This window comes from Aliidiomarina indica (assembly GCF_015354615.1).
Lineage (GTDB): Bacteria > Pseudomonadota > Gammaproteobacteria > Enterobacterales > Alteromonadaceae > Aliidiomarina > Aliidiomarina indica.
Map to the genome: position 1 here is coordinate 55,171 of NZ_JACAVQ010000006.1, position 17,219 is coordinate 72,389.

12 protein-coding genes and 1 tRNA gene are annotated in these 17,219 nt (G+C 49.3%); all 13 read left to right on the plus strand.

Annotated features, from left to right (window positions below):
* Positions 1 to 231: 231 nt before the first annotated feature.
* The 13 genes from tkt (at position 232) to HXZ99_RS09650 (ending at position 17,217) form a co-directional block, all read left to right on the plus strand.
* Entirely contained in the window at positions 232 to 2,223 is a 1,992-nt protein-coding gene (tkt, locus tag HXZ99_RS09590) for a transketolase (protein ID WP_194757082.1), read from the plus strand.
* Positions 2,224 to 2,250: 27 nt separating this feature from the next.
* The gene (epd, locus tag HXZ99_RS09595) at positions 2,251 to 3,315 is read left to right on the plus strand and encodes an erythrose-4-phosphate dehydrogenase (protein WP_194757161.1); all 1,065 of its coding nucleotides are present in this window, start codon (positions 2,251 to 2,253) and stop codon (positions 3,313 to 3,315) included.
* 11 nt (positions 3,316 to 3,326) lie between these two features.
* Positions 3,327 to 4,511 carry a phosphoglycerate kinase gene (locus HXZ99_RS09600; RefSeq protein WP_194757083.1) on the plus strand — a complete coding sequence of 395 codons (1,185 nt, stop codon included), beginning with the start codon at positions 3,327 to 3,329 and terminating at the stop codon, positions 4,509 to 4,511.
* 62 nt (positions 4,512 to 4,573) lie between these two features.
* Entirely contained in the window at positions 4,574 to 5,638 is a 1,065-nt protein-coding gene (gene fba / locus HXZ99_RS09605; protein WP_194757084.1) for a class II fructose-bisphosphate aldolase, read from the plus strand.
* A gap of 136 nt (positions 5,639 to 5,774) precedes the next feature.
* On the plus strand, positions 5,775 to 6,572 hold the full coding sequence (locus HXZ99_RS09610; RefSeq protein ID WP_331458487.1) for a DUF481 domain-containing protein: 798 nt from the start codon (positions 5,775 to 5,777) through the stop codon (positions 6,570 to 6,572).
* Positions 6,573 to 6,643: 71 nt separating this feature from the next.
* Positions 6,644 to 7,732 (plus strand): tRNA preQ1(34) S-adenosylmethionine ribosyltransferase-isomerase QueA, encoded by a 1,089-nt coding sequence (gene queA, locus HXZ99_RS09615; protein WP_194757085.1) that lies wholly within the window; start codon positions 6,644 to 6,646, stop codon positions 7,730 to 7,732.
* Complete coding sequence (tgt, locus tag HXZ99_RS09620) at positions 7,729 to 8,844, plus strand: tRNA guanosine(34) transglycosylase Tgt (protein ID WP_194757086.1); 1,116 nt, start codon at positions 7,729 to 7,731, stop codon at positions 8,842 to 8,844. The genes queA and tgt overlap by 4 nt, the downstream gene beginning before the upstream one ends.
* A 118-nt stretch (positions 8,845 to 8,962) precedes the next feature.
* Entirely contained in the window at positions 8,963 to 9,178 is a 216-nt protein-coding gene (gene rpsU, locus HXZ99_RS09625) for a 30S ribosomal protein S21 (RefSeq protein WP_143236454.1), read from the plus strand.
* A 186-nt stretch (positions 9,179 to 9,364) separates the two neighbouring features.
* Entirely contained in the window at positions 9,365 to 11,116 is a 1,752-nt protein-coding gene (dnaG, locus tag HXZ99_RS09630) for a DNA primase (RefSeq protein ID WP_194757087.1), read from the plus strand.
* 119 nt (positions 11,117 to 11,235) lie between these two features.
* Positions 11,236 to 13,089, plus strand: coding sequence for an RNA polymerase sigma factor RpoD (gene rpoD, locus HXZ99_RS09635; protein WP_331458488.1), 1,854 nt, complete (start codon positions 11,236 to 11,238; stop codon positions 13,087 to 13,089).
* A 113-nt stretch (positions 13,090 to 13,202) separates the two neighbouring features.
* Positions 13,203 to 13,278 (plus strand) — tRNA-Ile (locus HXZ99_RS09640).
* A 170-nt stretch (positions 13,279 to 13,448) separates the two neighbouring features.
* On the plus strand, positions 13,449 to 15,134 hold the full coding sequence (locus tag HXZ99_RS09645; protein WP_194757089.1) for a hypothetical protein: 1,686 nt from the start codon (positions 13,449 to 13,451) through the stop codon (positions 15,132 to 15,134).
* A 109-nt stretch (positions 15,135 to 15,243) separates the two neighbouring features.
* Positions 15,244 to 17,217 carry an alpha/beta hydrolase family protein gene (locus HXZ99_RS09650; RefSeq protein ID WP_194757090.1) on the plus strand — a complete coding sequence of 658 codons (1,974 nt, stop codon included), beginning with the start codon at positions 15,244 to 15,246 and terminating at the stop codon, positions 17,215 to 17,217.
* The last annotated feature ends 2 nt before the right edge of the window (positions 17,218 to 17,219 follow it).

The following is a 17,219-nucleotide window of genomic DNA, read 5'->3' on the forward strand; positions in this document are numbered from 1 at the left end:
TTGTGCCGGCACTTTTAAAATTGGGGGTGAGTTTATCGTATTCTCTTATTAAATACTACATTTAGACGTCTATCTGTCTAAATGGAAACGCATTGTTCGATTCGCCTGCATGCAATTCATCCGAAACTGGGAGACGGAATTTGCCAGTTATGGCTGAATGATGGACAATACGCGCGCTAGGGTATACGAGCCCCCACGTTCACTTGATCACCTAACCGCCAGGAGTCAGTAATGTCCGATCGTCGCTATCTCGCTAATGCCATTCGTGCACTAAGTATGGATGCTGTTCAACAAGCTAAATCAGGCCACCCAGGAGCACCAATGGGAATGGCGGATATCGCCGAAGTTCTTTGGCGGGATTATATGTCACATAATCCAACGAACCCTGATTGGGCCAACCGAGACCGCTTTGTGTTGTCGAACGGACATGGCTCCATGCTTATCTATTCGTTACTGCACCTGACTGGCTATGATGTATCCATCGACGATATAAAAAACTTTCGGCAGTTGCATTCGAAAACGCCGGGACATCCTGAATATGGCTACACGCCAGGCGTAGAGACCACCACTGGGCCGCTCGGTCAAGGTATCTCGAATGCTGTCGGTATGGCGATTGCAGAAAAAGTACTGGCGGCGCAGTTTAATCGCCCACAATTTCCAGTGGTCGATCACTACACCTATACCTTCCTCGGTGATGGCTGCTTGATGGAAGGTATTTCACATGAAGTATCTTCGTTGGCGGGCACCCTGGGGTTAGGCAAACTTATCGCGTTTTACGATGACAATGGTATTTCTATTGATGGCGAAGTGGAAGGCTGGTTTACCGACGATACGGTGAAGCGTTTTGAAAGTTACGGATGGCAGGTCATCGCCGACGTGGATGGTCATGATAGCGACGCGGTTAAGGCGGCCATTGAAGCGGCGCGGGCAGATAGCGAGCGGCCTACGCTTATTTGCTGTAAAACCATTATCGGATTTGGTGCCCCCAACAAACAGGGTACCGAAAGCTGTCACGGCGCACCGCTCGGCGATGACGAAATCGCAAAAACTCGTGAAGCGCTCGCTTGGCCACATGGTCCGTTTGAAGTGCCAGCCGATGTCTACGAACAATGGTCTGCGCAAGCTGCTGGCGCGGCAAGTGAAACCCAATGGAATGAATTGTTTGCCGCGTATGCCAAGCAATATCCAGAACTTGCTGCCGAGTTCAAACGTCGTATGGCGGGTGAATTGCCGGAAAACTGGGCACAGACAGCGCAAGCTTATGTCGAGAAATTACAAGCAAATCCAGAGAAAGTAGCGACCCGTAAAGCCTCGCAAAATGCATTGAATGCCCTCGGCCCTATCCTGCCGGAATTGTTGGGCGGCTCGGCCGATTTGGCTGGATCAAATCTAACCATTTGGAAAGATTCAAAACCACTGACCGCTACCGATGCCAACGGAAACTACATTTTCTATGGCGTGCGTGAATTTGGCATGTCAGCCATTATGAATGGTATCCAGCTGCACGGAGGCTTGCGCCCTTACGGTGCCACCTTCTTGATGTTTATGGAATATGCGCGCAATGCGGTGCGTATGGCAGCCTTAATGAAGCAGCCGGTTATTCATGTGTACACCCACGACTCGATTGGCTTGGGTGAGGATGGACCGACGCATCAGCCGGTAGAGCAGTTGGCTAATTTACGCCTTACCCCCAATGTAAATACGTGGCGCCCATGTGATCAGGTCGAATCCGCAATCGCTTGGCAGGCGGCTGTTGAACGTACCGATGGTCCCGTGTGTTTGATCTTCACCCGTCAAGGGGTCACGCAAATGGATCGGAACGCCGAGCAGTTGGCCAACGCCCGTCGGGGTGGTTATGTGCTAAAAGATTTCTCCGCAAATCCAGAGCTTATTTTGATTGCCACCGGGTCTGAAGTTGAACTTGCGATGCAAGCGGCAGAGAAGTTACACGAATCTGGCGAGAAAGTGCGAGTGGTCTCGATGCCTTCCACCTGCGTATTTGATCAGCAAGATAAAGAATACCGCAACTCTGTGTTACCCCCTCAGGTTCGTCGCCGCGTGGCCATTGAAGCGGGCATCGCTGATTTTTGGCACAAATATACCGGTTTTGACGGTGCCGTGGTGGGAATGACGAGCTTTGGTGAATCTGCTCCAGCCGAGCAACTTTTCGCTCATTTTGGTTTTACCGTTGAAAATGTGGTGAAAACGGCGCAGCAACTGTAATTACGGAGTATTACTTTGATAAAACCAATGTCCGATTCACAACGTTTTCGGGTCGCCATTAACGGATTTGGCCGTATTGGTCGTTCTGTAGTGCGTGCGTGGATTGAGTCGGGCTGGTATCAACAGATCGAGATTGTTGCCATTAACGAACCTGCGGGTATCGAGGGAATGGCGCATCTGTTGCAATACGATTCGACCCATGGCCGTTTTGCTGCCGAAGTGCGCGTTGATAACGAACATTTGGTGATAGGCACAAGCCGCATTCCGGTATTTCATGAACGTGAAATCGATGCGTTACCTTGGTCAGAATTAGGGGTTGATGTGGTGTTGGAGTGTAGTGGTGTATTTGGCTCTCGAGCCGATGGTCATGCACACCTTGATGCCGGTGCAGCACGTGTTTTGTTCTCACATCCGGCAGCACCCGATGTGGATTTCACGTTGATTCAAGGTATTAATCATCACGAGTTAACAGCATCCCATCGAATCATCTCAAATGGTTCCTGCACCACCAACTGTATCGTTCCGGTCATTAAAATATTGGACGATGCCTTTGGTGTGGATAGCGGGACTATCACGACGATTCACTCGGCCATGAATGATCAGCAAGTAATTGATGCATATCATGATGATTTACGCCTTGCCCGAGCGGCTTCACAGAGCATCATTCCAGTGGATACGCGTTTGGCGCGAGGGATCGAGCGCATCTTACCCAAATTCGCAGGGCGCTTTGAAGCCATTGCTGTGCGCGTGCCTACCACGAATGTCACGGCGATGGACTTGAGCGTTACACTAAACAGTGATGTGGATATCGAAAGCGTAAATCACGCACTAAAGCATGCAAGTCAGCACTTACTTCCAGGTATTCTCGGGTATACTGAAGTGCCTTTAGTGTCGTCTGATTTCAATCACGATCCCCGTTCCGCGATCGTGGATGGCACCCAGACGCGCGTGAGTCATAAACAACTAGTGAAAGTGTTAAGTTGGTGTGACAACGAATGGGGCTTTGCGAACCGGATGTTGGAAAGTGCTGCCCATATAGGCACCCTTCTTATGGATACGGCGGACTCTGTGTCCCAGCAAGATTTGAACTAAGGACAATTGTAATGACCATTAAATTAATGACCGATTTTGATCTACGTGGCAAACGCGTGCTCATACGCGAAGATCTTAATGTGCCGATTAAAAACGGGAAAGTCGCTTCCGATGCTCGTCTACGTGCGGCTCTCCCTACCTTGCAGAAGGCCCTTGAGCAGGGCGCGAAAGTAATGGTGATGTCTCATTTAGGTCGTCCCGAAGAGGGGGAATACACCCCTGAGTACTCCATGGCGCCAGTGGTCAAATACTTGGCCCATGAGCTCAAGTTTCCTGTCCGTTTAGAAAGCAATTACCTTGATGGCGTTGATGTCGCCGGTGGCGAGCTCGTTGTATTTGAGAACGTGCGTTTTAACGTAGGTGAGAAGAAGAACGATCCTACCTTAGCGAAGAAACTCGCCGCCTTGTGCGATATTTTTGTTATGGATGCATTTGGAACGGCGCACCGTGCCCAAGCATCAACCTATGGCGTTGCGCAGTATGCACCCATCGCCTGTGCCGGTCCGCTGCTGTCGGAAGAATTAAGTGCGCTAGGGAAAGCACTGGAAAATCCAAAGCGTCCTTTAGTGGCGATTGTGGGTGGCTCGAAAGTATCCACGAAATTGATGGTGTTAAACTCGTTGGTGCGCAAGGTTGATCAGTTGATCGTTGGCGGTGGCATTGCCAATACTTTTATCGCCGCTGCCGGACATGATGTGGCTAAATCGCTGTATGAGCCAGATTTGGTGAAAGACGCAGCGCGCTTAGCGGAGTCAGCAAAAACCCGGGGCGCGACTATTCCGTTGCCGACCGATGTAGTGGTGGGGGATAAGTTTGCAGAGGATGCCAAGGCGACCACTAAGTTAATTAGCGAAGTGAGTGGCGACGATCAGATTTTTGATGTTGGTCCGAAAACCGCCGCTGCACTCGCTGCTATGCTAGAGAATGCGGGGACTATTTTATGGAATGGTCCGGTCGGTGTCTTTGAATTTGATCAGTTTGCAGGGGGCACGAAAACCCTTGCTGAAGCAATTGCAAAAAGCGATGCGTTTTCAATTGCGGGCGGTGGTGATACCCTAGCCGCCATCGATAAATATGGCATTGCCGACAAAATTTCCTATATTTCAACCGGAGGCGGTGCGTTTTTAGAATTTTTGGAAGGTAAAAAATTACCTGCCGTTTCAATTCTAGAAGCGCGTGGCAACGAGAGCGATTAAAGCGCTTATTTGTTCCGGCAAGCAATTCCAATATTAAAATTAAGTAGATAAGGAGTTCTCAAATGGCTTTGATTTCCATGCGGCAAATGCTCGACCATGCGGCAGAGTTTGGCTACGGAGTGCCAGCCTATAACGTAAATAATTTAGAGCAGATGCGCGCTATTATGATGGCTGCAGATGACACAAACAGTCCGGTTATTGTGCAAGCCTCAGCTGGTGCGCGTAAGTACGCGGGCGCTCCTTTCCTGCGTCATCTTATTTTAGCAGCGATTGAAGAATGGCCTCATATTCCGGTGGTGATGCACCAAGATCACGGAACCTCACCTGCCGTCTGCCAACGCTCAATTCAGTTGGGCTTTAGCTCGGTAATGATGGACGGTTCCTTACGTGAAGATGGGAAAACGCCAGCAGATTATGATTACAACGTCGATGTAACGCGTCGGGTAGTTGAAATGGCCCATGCCTGTGGTGTGTCGGTAGAAGGTGAACTAGGTTGCCTAGGTTCACTTGAAACCGGGCAAGCGGGTGAAGAAGATGGCGTTGGTGCTGAAGGCACACTAACGCATGACCAGTTACTTACCGATCCGGAAGAAGCTGCAGAATTTGTGAAAGCAACCCAAGTAGATGCGCTTGCTATTGCCTGCGGAACGTCCCATGGCGCTTATAAGTTCACCCGTCCACCGACGGGCGATATTTTGGCCATCGACCGCATTAAAGAAATTCATGCGCGTATTCCAAACACGCATTTGGTGATGCATGGCTCGTCGTCTGTGCCACAAGAATGGCTCGCGATCATCAATGAGTTTGGCGGTGAAATTCCAGAAACCTATGGTGTGCCGGTAGAGCAGATACAAGAAGGTATCCGCCACGGTGTGCGTAAGGTAAATATTGATACTGATTTGCGCTTAGCGTCGACCGGTGCTGTTCGCCGTTTCTTAGCGGAGAATCCGTCGGAATTTGATCCACGCAAATACTTACAAGCATCAACCAAAGCCATGTACGAAATCTGTAAGGCACGTTACGAGGCTTTCGGTACGGCAGGAAATGCGAGCAAAATTAAGCCGGTATCACTCGAAAAAATGTTTATGATGTACGAGAAAGGCGAGCTTAAAGCCACTATCAAGTAAATTGTAAATTGTCCGATATAAAAACCATCGACGTGTAAATGCCGATGGTTTTTTTCGTTTTAGGGTACGAAAGTGGCTCGAAATCCTCTAAAATGGGGGAGTTTGTAAACAAATAATGGTTGTTCAGGGGGATAGCGTGCGTTTAAATCGAGTCGGACTCGCCGTAGCGGTGGCCGTATCCATGGGGATGGGCACGGCATCAGCATCTACCTTTATGTTTGATGACATTCAGGATGTAGATCCAGCAAATCAAGATGGAAAGTGGCGAGCCAGTGCCGAAATTGGTGTGTTAATCCGCTCTGGAAACACCGATTCACGTTCGTGGAAAGGTAAAATTGATCTGCAGCGCGATACCCTTCAGTGGCGTCATCGCGGCGTGATCGATTACTACCGTCAAGAACGGAAAACCTTTGAAGGTGTTACGGTAACCGACGCAGATCGCCTGTTCATCTCAGGTCAGTCGAACCGGATATTCGAATCATCAAGCCATTCGTCTGTGTTTTTGTATGGCTCCTACGAAGATGATGCTCTGAACAGTTATGAATACCAGTCAACGATAGCTGCCGGTTACGGTGCCCGTTATCATTTCAATTCAGATATTTTTGCTGATTTTGAGGCAGGTCCGGGTTTGTCGTTCGACAAACGCCGCGATACCGGCGAAACCGATACGGATTTAATTCTTCGTTTGGCGGGTAACCTTGATTGGCAAATCAGCGAAACGGCGCGTTTCACCCAGCTCGTGTCTACTGAGATCGGTGATGACAATACCCGTTCGCGGGCGGTGAGCGCGCTAACAGCGAATCTCAATTCGCGGCTTGCTTTGCGGTTATCACTCACCCTGACCCATAACAGCACAGTGTTTGAACAACCCAACGGTCGTATTCCAGAAAAACTGGATACGGAAACAGCAGTAACGATCGTTTACACCTTCTAACGCATAGCACAGGCTATCGTTTCTAGTGTTAACGCTCACTTGTTCGTGTAAGGAACGAGGCGTTTAATTTCATGAAAAAATCTGATTTTCATTTCGACCTGCCCGATCATTTGATCGCCAGGTATCCCCAGCCGGATCGCAGTAGTAGTCGCTTACTTACCTTAGATGGCCCCACCGGGGCCATTGGCCATCAGCAATTTCGTGACCTTCCTGATTTATTGGAGGCCGGTGATTTGTTGGTGTTTAACGACACGCGTGTTATTCCAGCACGCTTACTTGGGCAAAAAGTATCGGGTGGTAAAATTGAGGTGTTGGTTGAGCGTGTCTTAGATCAGCATCGAGTGCTCGCCCATTTGCGTGCGAACCGATCGCCAAAAGCGGGCGCAAAGCTGCTGCTCGAGGGTGAGGTGAATGCCACTGTGATGGGGCGCGCCGATGCGTTGTTCGAGTTAGCCTTTGATCCGAGTAAAACAGTACTAGAATGGCTTGAAGCGTATGGACACATGCCGTTGCCGCCTTATATCGACCGTCCTGATGAAGCCAGTGACCGAGAGCGATATCAAACGGTTTACAGTAAAAAGCCAGGCGCGGTAGCAGCACCCACAGCAGGACTACATTTCGATGATCAGGTGATGCAGCGCTTGGCCGAAAAAGGAGTGGAAACCGCCTACGTAACCTTGCATGTAGGCGCGGGCACCTTCCAGCCGGTGCGAACCGATGATATTCGTGACCATACTATGCATAGCGAATATGCCGAGGTGCCGGCAGATGTTGTGGCAGCGGTTGAACGAACCAAAGCACGGGGTGGCCGTGTGATTGCTGTAGGCACCACATCGGTGCGTTCACTTGAGTCTGCAGCGCATTTTAACCAAGGAACGCTGGCGCCTTTTACGGCAGAAACCGATATCTTTATTTTTCCTGGCTATCGCTTCCATGTTGTTGATGCCATGATCACGAACTTTCATTTGCCCGAGTCGACATTAATTATGCTGATTTCGGCATTTGCCGGTAAAGATCAGGTGATGGCAGCTTATCAGGCGGCTATTCGAGCAGAATACCGATTTTTTAGCTATGGTGATGCCATGTTTATTACTCAAAACCCATTGGTTGAAGCGATGACTACCGATGTATCTCATCCAAATGAAAAGGTTGGTTCATGAAGTTTGAATTAATGAAAACAGCCGGCCGAGCGCGGCGCGGGCAGCTCCAATTCGAGCGCGGTGTAGTGGATACTCCCGCGTTTATGCCGGTGGGCACCCTAGGGACGGTTAAAGGCATGTCACCGGAAGAGCTAAAAGATACCGGCGCGCAAATTTGTTTGGGAAATACCTTCCATCTAATGCTTAGACCCGGCACCAGCATTATCCGTCAGCACGGTGATTTACATGACTTTATGAATTGGGATCGACCCATTCTCACCGATTCCGGCGGTTTTCAGGTATTTAGCTTGGGGGAGTTACGCAAGATTTCGGAAGAAGGGGTCACGTTCCGCTCGCCCATTAATGGCGAGAAGATTTTATTAACGCCAGAGAAATCAATGGATGTTCAGCGTGAACTGGGTTCCGACGTGGTCATGATATTTGATGAATGTACGCCGTATCCCGCCACTGAAAAACAAGCGGAAGATTCGATGCAATTATCGTTGCGTTGGGCAGAACGCTCGAAACAAGCCCATGGCGATAATCCGGCAGCATTATTTGGCATTATCCAGGGTGGGATGTATGAGTCCCTGCGGGATGTGTCACTGGCCGGGCTAACCGACATTGGCTTTGATGGTTATGCCATCGGAGGCCTTTCGGTTGGCGAGCCCAAAGATGATATGATGCGCATCCTCGAACATACAGCCCCGCAAATGCCAGAAGATAAGCCCCGCTACCTGATGGGTGTAGGCAAGCCTGAGGATCTGGTAGAAGCGGTTCGCCGGGGTGTGGATATGTTTGATTGTGTGATGCCAACGCGCAATGCGCGGAACGGCCATTTGTTTACGTCAGAAGGTGTGATCAAGATTCGTAACGCACGTCATCGCACCGATACCGCGCCTTTAGATGCGTCTTGCGATTGCTATACCTGCCAGAACTATTCGCGCGCATATTTACATCATTTAGATCGCTGTAATGAAATGCTCGGCGGTCGCTTAAACACGATCCATAACCTGCATTACTATCAAACGCTCATGCAAGGAATGCGTGATGCGATCGAAAGCGATCAATTTGATCAATTCGTTTCAGCGTTTTACGCCAAGCGTGGGGAAAACGTGCCGCCTTTAGACTGAATTAATCGATCTTAGGCTTTACATGAGGCGCTGGTTTGTTTAGAATTCAGCACCAATTTTATCCGGCGGGGCTAATTGAATGACCCGCGACTATTGAATTTTTTGAGGTGAGGGGCTAATGCCAGCAGTTAAATTGAAAGAAAATGAGCCATTTGACGTCGCGCTGCGCCGTTTCAAGCGTTCTTGCGAAAAAGCAGGTGTCTTGTCTGAAGTTCGCAGCCGCGAATTTTACGAGAAGCCAACTTCTGAGCGCAAGCGTAAGAAAGCAGCAGCTGTGAAGCGTCACGCGAAGAAATTATCGCGCGAAAACGCTCGTCGCACTCGCCTGTATTAAGATTTTGCCCTCGCTGTTAGAGCGAGCGTGCGAAGTTGCGTGGAGTAGCGTGCCGGTGTTCACACTTGCGCTACTCAAGAACGCCACTGAAGAACCGTGCCCCGCACGGTTTTTTTGTGAAACAGCCCTGTTACGTGTTTAAAAAATCCGCTTTTTATTGCGCGGTGAGCAGAGTACATTAGTGCAATGGCTGGATTAATTCCTAAAGATTTCATTCAAGACCTCATTGCACGCGCTGATATTGTCAGTGTGGTGGAGTCGCGTGTGCGCTTGAAAAAGGCCGGCCGAAACTACCAAGCTTGTTGTCCCTTCCATAACGAAAAATCGCCTTCTTTTACCGTCGCCCCAGACAAGCAGTTTTATCATTGCTTTGGCTGTGGAGTTCACGGCAATGCGCTCGACTTCGTCATGGAATATGACGGCTTAGATTTCCCTGATGCGGTTGAAGAGCTAGCGGCGAGCATGGGACTTGAAGTACCTCGGGAAACCCGTGGTGGTTCTGGCAAACCGGGTCGTGATAAAAGTGAAATTGAAGACGATTTTCAGCTCATGGAAAGTTGTGCTCGGTTTTTTGCAAAGCAGCTCAAAGTATCTCCCGAACGGGAGCGTGTTGTTGGTTACTTGAAAGGCAGGGGTTTGAGCGGTGAAGTGGTACGTGATTTCGGCATCGGTTACGCCCCAGAAGCGTGGGATGCAATATTGCGTGAATTTGGCACGTCGAAGGAACGCCAGCAGCAGTTGTTAGCGTTAAAAATGATCACCGAAAGTGATCGCGGTAAGCGCTTTGATTTTTTCCGCGATCGGATTATGTTTCCTATCCGTGATCGTCGCGGGCGCGTTGTCGGATTTGGCGGGCGTGTGCTCGATAAAGGGGAGCCAAAATATTTAAACTCACCCGAAACCCGTTTATTTCATAAGGGCCGTGAGTTATACGGCTTTTATGAAATGAAGCAAAAGCATCGAGATTTGGACCGCGTCATTATTGTTGAAGGCTATATGGACGTGGTTGCGCTCGCTCAGCACGGTGTCACCAATGCTGTCGCGGCACTGGGTACCGCGGCTACGAGCGAACACTTGCAGTTGCTGTTCCGCCAAGCGAAACAAATTGTCTGCTGTTTCGATGGCGATCGAGCCGGGCGCGATGCGGCCTGGCGCGCGCTGGAAAATGCGCTACCCTTATTGCGCGATGGAACTGACTTACAATTTTTGTTTCTCCCTGATGGCGAAGATCCCGATACCATCGTTCGAACTGAACATGCGGAAGGGTTTCAAAAGCGCGTCGATGCGGCAATGTCGTTCCGGGATTATTTCTTTGATCACATCACCGCCGATCTTGATTTACGCACAGACGCTGGAAAATCAACGTTAGTGGCTAAAGCGCGACCGCTTATACAACAGGTCGCGAGTGATTTTTATCGCAGTTTGCTCATGGAAGAGTTGGCAAGAAAGCTAAGTCGAACCGTGCCCGAGCTTGAGAAATTGGTGCCGCAACAGGCCCGCTCAGATGCGCATGCATCACGCTCGCAGACGCATGGTTCGCAGAGTCCCGTGGCTCGAGCCATCGGTTTATTGGTGCAATACCCAGAATTAGGGCAATTAGTTCCTGTGCATCAGGAACTCGAGCGATTGCAATTAGAAGGCATGAAAGTCTTCATGGGATTACATCGGCAAACCGCCGCTCAAAAGCTCACCACCGCCCAAGTTCTCGAAGCTTGGCGTGGTACTAAATTTGAGCCACATCTTCGACGCTTGGCGAGTTGGGAACATCAAGTGCTAGAAGAAAATCTGGAGCAGGAATTTTCAGAAACCTATATGTTTTTGATCGACCGCTATCTTGAGCAACGCTATGAAGAGTTAAAAGCGTTGCCAGCCAGTGATATGACAAAAGAGCGCCTACAGGAATTAAATGAACTTATCCGTATGATGAAACGTAACTAATTAAACGTTTTCCATTCATGCACAAGCAGGTTTTGTTCTAAAACTAAACTGGTTGAATCGCGCACATTTTGTTATACTGAGCGGTCATTCCGCACGAATCTAAAAACGTCTTTACTGAGGTGAACGCCCGTATGCAGACTCGTCAGTCGCAACTGAAATTACTTATTGCGAAAGGTAAAGAGCAAGGTTACCTAACTTTTGCTGAGGTCAATGACCACCTTCCGCAAGATATCGTTGATTCGGATCAGATCGAAGACATCATCCGCATGATCAACGACATGGGCATACAAGTCTATGAAACTGCCCCCGATGCCGACGATCTGATGATGAGCGAAGACGCAGCCGATGAAGATGCCGCCGAAGAAGCGGCCGCTGCGCTAGCCACCGTCGAAAGTGAAATTGGCCGCACCACTGATCCAGTACGCATGTACATGCGTGAAATGGGTACAGTGGAGCTACTCACCCGTGAAGGTGAGATCGCCATTGCCAAACGTATTGAAGAAGGTATTAACCAAGTTCAATGCTCCGTTGCCGAGTATCCTGAAGCGATCAATTTCCTACTAGAGCAATGGGATGCGTTCGAAGCAGAGCAAATTCGTTTAACCGAAATTATTTCTGGGTTTATCGATCCGAACGAAGTCGATGAAGCACCCGTCAGTGCCACCCATGTTGGTTCAGAGTTGAGTAACGATCAGCTCGAGGACGAAGACGATGATGGCGACGACGATGACGATGATTCAGACGATGATTCGACGGATACGGGTGTTGATCCTGAGCAAGCGCGTGAGAAATTCTCCGAGTTGCGTGATCAGTATGAATCAACCCGCGCAGCCATCAAAAAGCACGGGCGTGAGCATGAAAAAGCACGCGTGCAAATTGAGCTGCTCAGTGAGCTATTTAAGCAGTTCCGTTTAGTTCCAAAGCAATTCGATCGGCTTGTAAAAGACATGCGGGAAATGATGGACCGCGTGCGTGTGCAAGAACGTTTGATTATGAAATTGGCTTTAGAACAGGCAAAAGTTCCAAAGCGCACTTTTGTGCAAGCTTTCGCAGGCAACGAAACCTCCATGGTGTGGTTCGACGGCTTAGTTGAGAAGAACGTCGGATACAGCGAAGCGTTGGCAGAACACCGTGAAGAAATCGAGCGGTGCACCGGTAAACTGCGTTCCATCGCAGAAGAAACCGGGCTGTCGATTGCCAAGGTGAAAGATATTAATCGGCGCATGTCTATCGGCGAAGCGAAAGCCCGTCGTGCCAAGAAAGAAATGGTCGAAGCGAACTTGCGTTTGGTTATTTCAATTGCCAAGAAATACACCAACCGTGGCTTACAGTTCCTAGATTTGATTCAAGAAGGGAACATTGGTTTGATGAAGGCGGTGGATAAGTTCGAATACCGCCGAGGTTATAAATTCTCAACCTATGCCACATGGTGGATTCGTCAGGCCATCACGCGTTCCATTGCCGACCAAGCCCGTACCATTCGTATTCCGGTGCACATGATCGAAACGATCAATAAACTGAATCGAATCTCGCGGCAGATGTTGCAGGAAATGGGCCGTGAGCCACAGCCGGAAGAGTTGGCTGAGCGCATGGCAATGCCGGAAGATAAGATCCGCAAAGTGCTGAAAATTGCGAAAGAGCCAATCTCGATGGAAACACCGATTGGCGACGACGAAGATTCGCATTTGGGCGATTTTATCGAGGATACAACACTGGATTTACCAGTGGATGCTGCAACCTCTGAAAGCCTTCAGAACGCCGTTCGCGACGTGCTCGGTGGCTTAACTGCACGAGAAGCAAAAGTGTTGCGGATGCGCTTCGGTATCGACATGAATACCGACCACACTTTGGAAGAAGTGGGCAAACAGTTTGATGTGACCCGTGAGCGGATTCGTCAAATTGAAGCGAAAGCCTTACGCAAATTGCGCCATCCAAGTCGCAGTGAACAGTTAAAGAGTTTCCTCGACGAGTAAATTCGCATAACTGCTTGAAAAAGCGCCTAAGGGCGCTTTTTTGTTGCGCTCGATTTGGGTATACTTGCCGCCACTTTGCAGCATTAGACCCATGCAACAAAGCCCACCTCCGTGGCCCCTTAGCTCAGTGGTTAGAGCACTCGACTCATAATCGATTGGTCCCCAGTTCGAGTCTGGGAGGGGCCACCATTTTTTAAACACTCCCCATGATCACGCCTTTGCGTATTGGTTTTTAGGGCTGCTTATTCATCCCCTACACTACCGATGCAGTAATTTTTAATGACAAGCGCTGTCGAGGTTGGTTACTCTGACTACTGACTGAGTGGGCGTATGAGATGGAGTTTATGGCGGTGGTTGGGATGATAAAGACGTATATCCGTGGTGTGTTTCTAGCTGCAAGTTGTGCTTTTTTACTGGCCTGCTCGGGCGATCCGGAGATCATTTTGCCTGATGGTGGCACAGTAGCCGATGCCGTGTCGGAGATTGAAAGCCGTGCTTCAGGACTTAGCTACGCGGAGGTTCTATCCACGCCGCAGCGTCATCCCCTCGCTTTAGCCCGTTATATTGCCGAACATGGCAACGACAACGGCATGTTATTTACTGTGTATACGCAGCTAATACAAATCCTATCCACGCATAACGTGCCGCAAGAAGCTGTCATTGATGTTCTGTTGCAGGCTCAGTGGCATTTAGAAAACACCACCCATCCTGAATTTTTTGACCCCTTTCGGTTTGAATTGACCATTATCGAAGGCTATATCGATATCGGATTGGTAGAGGAAGGGATGATGCGTTTACGCGACCTTGATCAGCGATTATCCGAGCAGCTATTAACGCCAACTGTGTTAAACGCCCGTTACCAACGCAGTGAACTCGTGCGCAAAGCCAAAGATGTGGAGTTTTTAGAAGAACTGGTGGATCGACAAGCTGACCCAGCGATACGCGCCCAGTGGCGCGCCTATTTAGGACTGCTCTATCTAGACAAGGGCGAGGAGCTTATGGCTCGCCGTGTAGCAGATGATATTGCGTTTCGGTTGGGCGAGCTGCGCTGGACGGAAATGCCGTTGGAGGTCGACAACGAGAGCTATCAGATACGTATGGCGTATGAAGCATTATTTGAACTCTTTGCGGCGCTCGGCGATCAACGTAATGCGCTGGAAGTTCTGGATATGTCGTATACGCGTGTTCAAGCTGAAAATGGAGACAATCCCTATTGGCAATTAGCGGGGCGGATTAGCTATATCGATGATTTTGCGTCTATTAATGAAATGGCACGGGCTCAACAAGTTGCCATTCAGATTGTTTTTGACCTTGAGAGTTTCTTAGAGTCTACCGACGATTATGCCTACTACTTTATCTTCTCAGGTTTAGAAGAATTGATTGATGTGTTGATGAAATTCGATATGCAGGAGCAACAGAGCCAATTGGTGCAACTTATTTCGGGCATGATTATGGCCGAGGATGATCCTGAGATGCTGTGGTACGCGCTGCTGGTTGTAGAACTAATGAAAAGCTTTGAACAAGAGGGCAATTACACGGATATGCTCCACCATATTCGGTTCTTAACGAATCAGCTTACCAGTATCGATGAACGCTTGATGATATATTCCTGGAAGCTCGATCTCTATGCAGATCTTGGTATGAATCGTGATGCGGAGCGCATGCTTTCGTTGTTGGCCGCTGAACTAGATCGCAGTCACGCTGAAGACGTACGGGAACTCTTTGCTTTTATCGGTGAACGATTGCTAAACCATGATCGCAAGGATCTCTATGATCGCCACATTGTTCCCGCGGTCGAAGGGGCGCCTTATCTTATTCACAATGTCGGTTATACATTGGCTGAGTATGAGTACTATGAAGACGCCCTCGCGCTCATTCTTGGACGTGATAACCTCGATATGGTGCCTTACTTTTTGTTATCCATCGGTCAGTTATATGTCAGCAAACAACGGATTCCTATCCAAAGTGAACGGGATGTACTCGAAGTTCTTCACAAAGAGACGCAAGCATTGCTGACGGTTTCTGACTCAGAAGCCGCTTACTAATTTTGTAACAATTAATGATTTGGCATCGAAAACTCAAATTGCTAACCTAGCCTCATAATAATAAGTTGGCGGGATAGGCCTGCCACACTAAAGTGTGTCGGATTCGGTTATGAAATCGTATATGGTTCGTTTGCGAGTATTCGCATTATTTTTATTTGCCCTCATCAGTGCGCCCGTGTTGGCGCAATCAAATCCAGCGCAAATCCCCATCGAGGATTTTTTCCGTCACGCTGAGTTTAGTAATATTTCATTATCCCCTCTTGGTAATTATGCGGCGGTGACGGTTCCCGCTGAGGGCAGAAATAATCTTGCGATCCTCGATATTTCTGACTTGGCGAGTATCGCGGTAAAGTCTGCATTTGAGCTGCGCGGGGGCGAAAGCCCGATAGGCGTGAGTTGGGTGACAAACGATCGCATTATATTCCAAACCACCATTCAAGTGGGTCCTCTTGAGATCCCCGCTATGACCGGACGAGTATTCGCAATGAACGCCGATGGCTCCAACCGCCGGCAGTTGTTTGGTACCAACCCAGGAAGCTACGTATTTCGTCACATGTCGGTGATTAATTTATTGCCGGAAGAGCCGGATTGGATTTTGATCCAACACTGGGCTCATGATCGTCCAAAACCCATTGCAGAGCGTTTAAATATTCAAGATGCGCGTTTGCGCACGGTTACCTCGTCCCCTTTAAACCGAGGCGGTTTGATGGCAGACCAACAAGGGGTGGTACGTTTTGCCTACGGAACCAATGATGATAACAAAGGCGAATTTGCGTGGCGTCCAGACAGTGATTCACCGTGGCGCACCTTTGAGAATACGATAGGCCAGAGTATTTCGCCGATAGCCTTTACCGACGAAGGTGATGGTGTTTATTTTCAGGTGCGCCGAGATGAGGGTTCTGGTTTATGGCTTGCACGCTTTGCAGAAGGCGATGCGATACCTGTGGCCAATGATTACGGCGTAGAAATTGATATCGGTTTATTCACCGGAATTTCCGCCTACAAGTTTGATGTTACTGGTGAGCGATTGCTTGGCGCCCGCTTTAGCCCAGGCAACCCGCTCATGCACTTAATTGATGAAGATGCGTTTGAATCACAGTGGTTAACGCAATTGAGTGCAATGTTCGAAGGCAACTATGTTCACATTCACAACTGGACTCGTGACGGCAAACGCGCGGTGGTGTCGGTATCGAGTGATATTGCCCCGCAAGAATTCTTTTTGTTAGATACGGAAGCACCAGCCCTTCGTTTTATCGCTGGGTCACGTAGCTGGATCGATCCAGAAATGATGTCGCCGATGCAGCCGGTTGCGCTTACAGCCCGCGATGATGTTGAGCTGCATGGGTATATGACGTTGCCGAAAAATCAGGGATCTCACGAGAACTTGCCATTTGTAGTGTATGTGCACGGTGGGCCGCATGGGGTGCGCGATTACTGGGGCTTTGATCCTGTGGTGCAACTGATGGCATCGCGCGGTTTGGGTGTGCTGCAAATTAACTTCCGTGGATCCGGTGGTTACGGTTGGGAGTTTGAGCGCAAAGGCTATCGTCAGTGGGGCGCGAAAATGCAAGATGACGTGACTGACGCTACCCATTGGCTCATTGAGCAAGGTTACGCAGATGCCGATCGTGTGTGTATTGCCGGGGCAAGTTATGGTGGATTTGCAACGCTTTCCGGGATTACCCGCGAGCCCGACCTGTATGCCTGCGCGTTCGCTTTTATTGGCGTGTACGATCTGCCGCTGATGAAAGAAACCGGTGATGTTCCAGAAACTGCGAGTGGTCGCAACTTCTTGAATCGTGTGTTGGGGAATAATGAAGAGCTGTTACAACGACGTTCACCCTCAAACCATGTGGAGAATATAAAAACCCCATTGTTTATTGCCCATGGTGCAGAGGATATTCGTGCTCACGTGGATCATTACCACCTACTTAAGGAACGTTTAGACGAACACAACATTCCTTATGAAGAACTCTTGGTGGAAGACGAGGGCCATGGTTTTTACAAAGTGGAAAATAACGTCAAGCTGTACGAGCGAGCGATTAACTTTATGCTCGAACATACAGCGCCTGCGGAGCAATAATC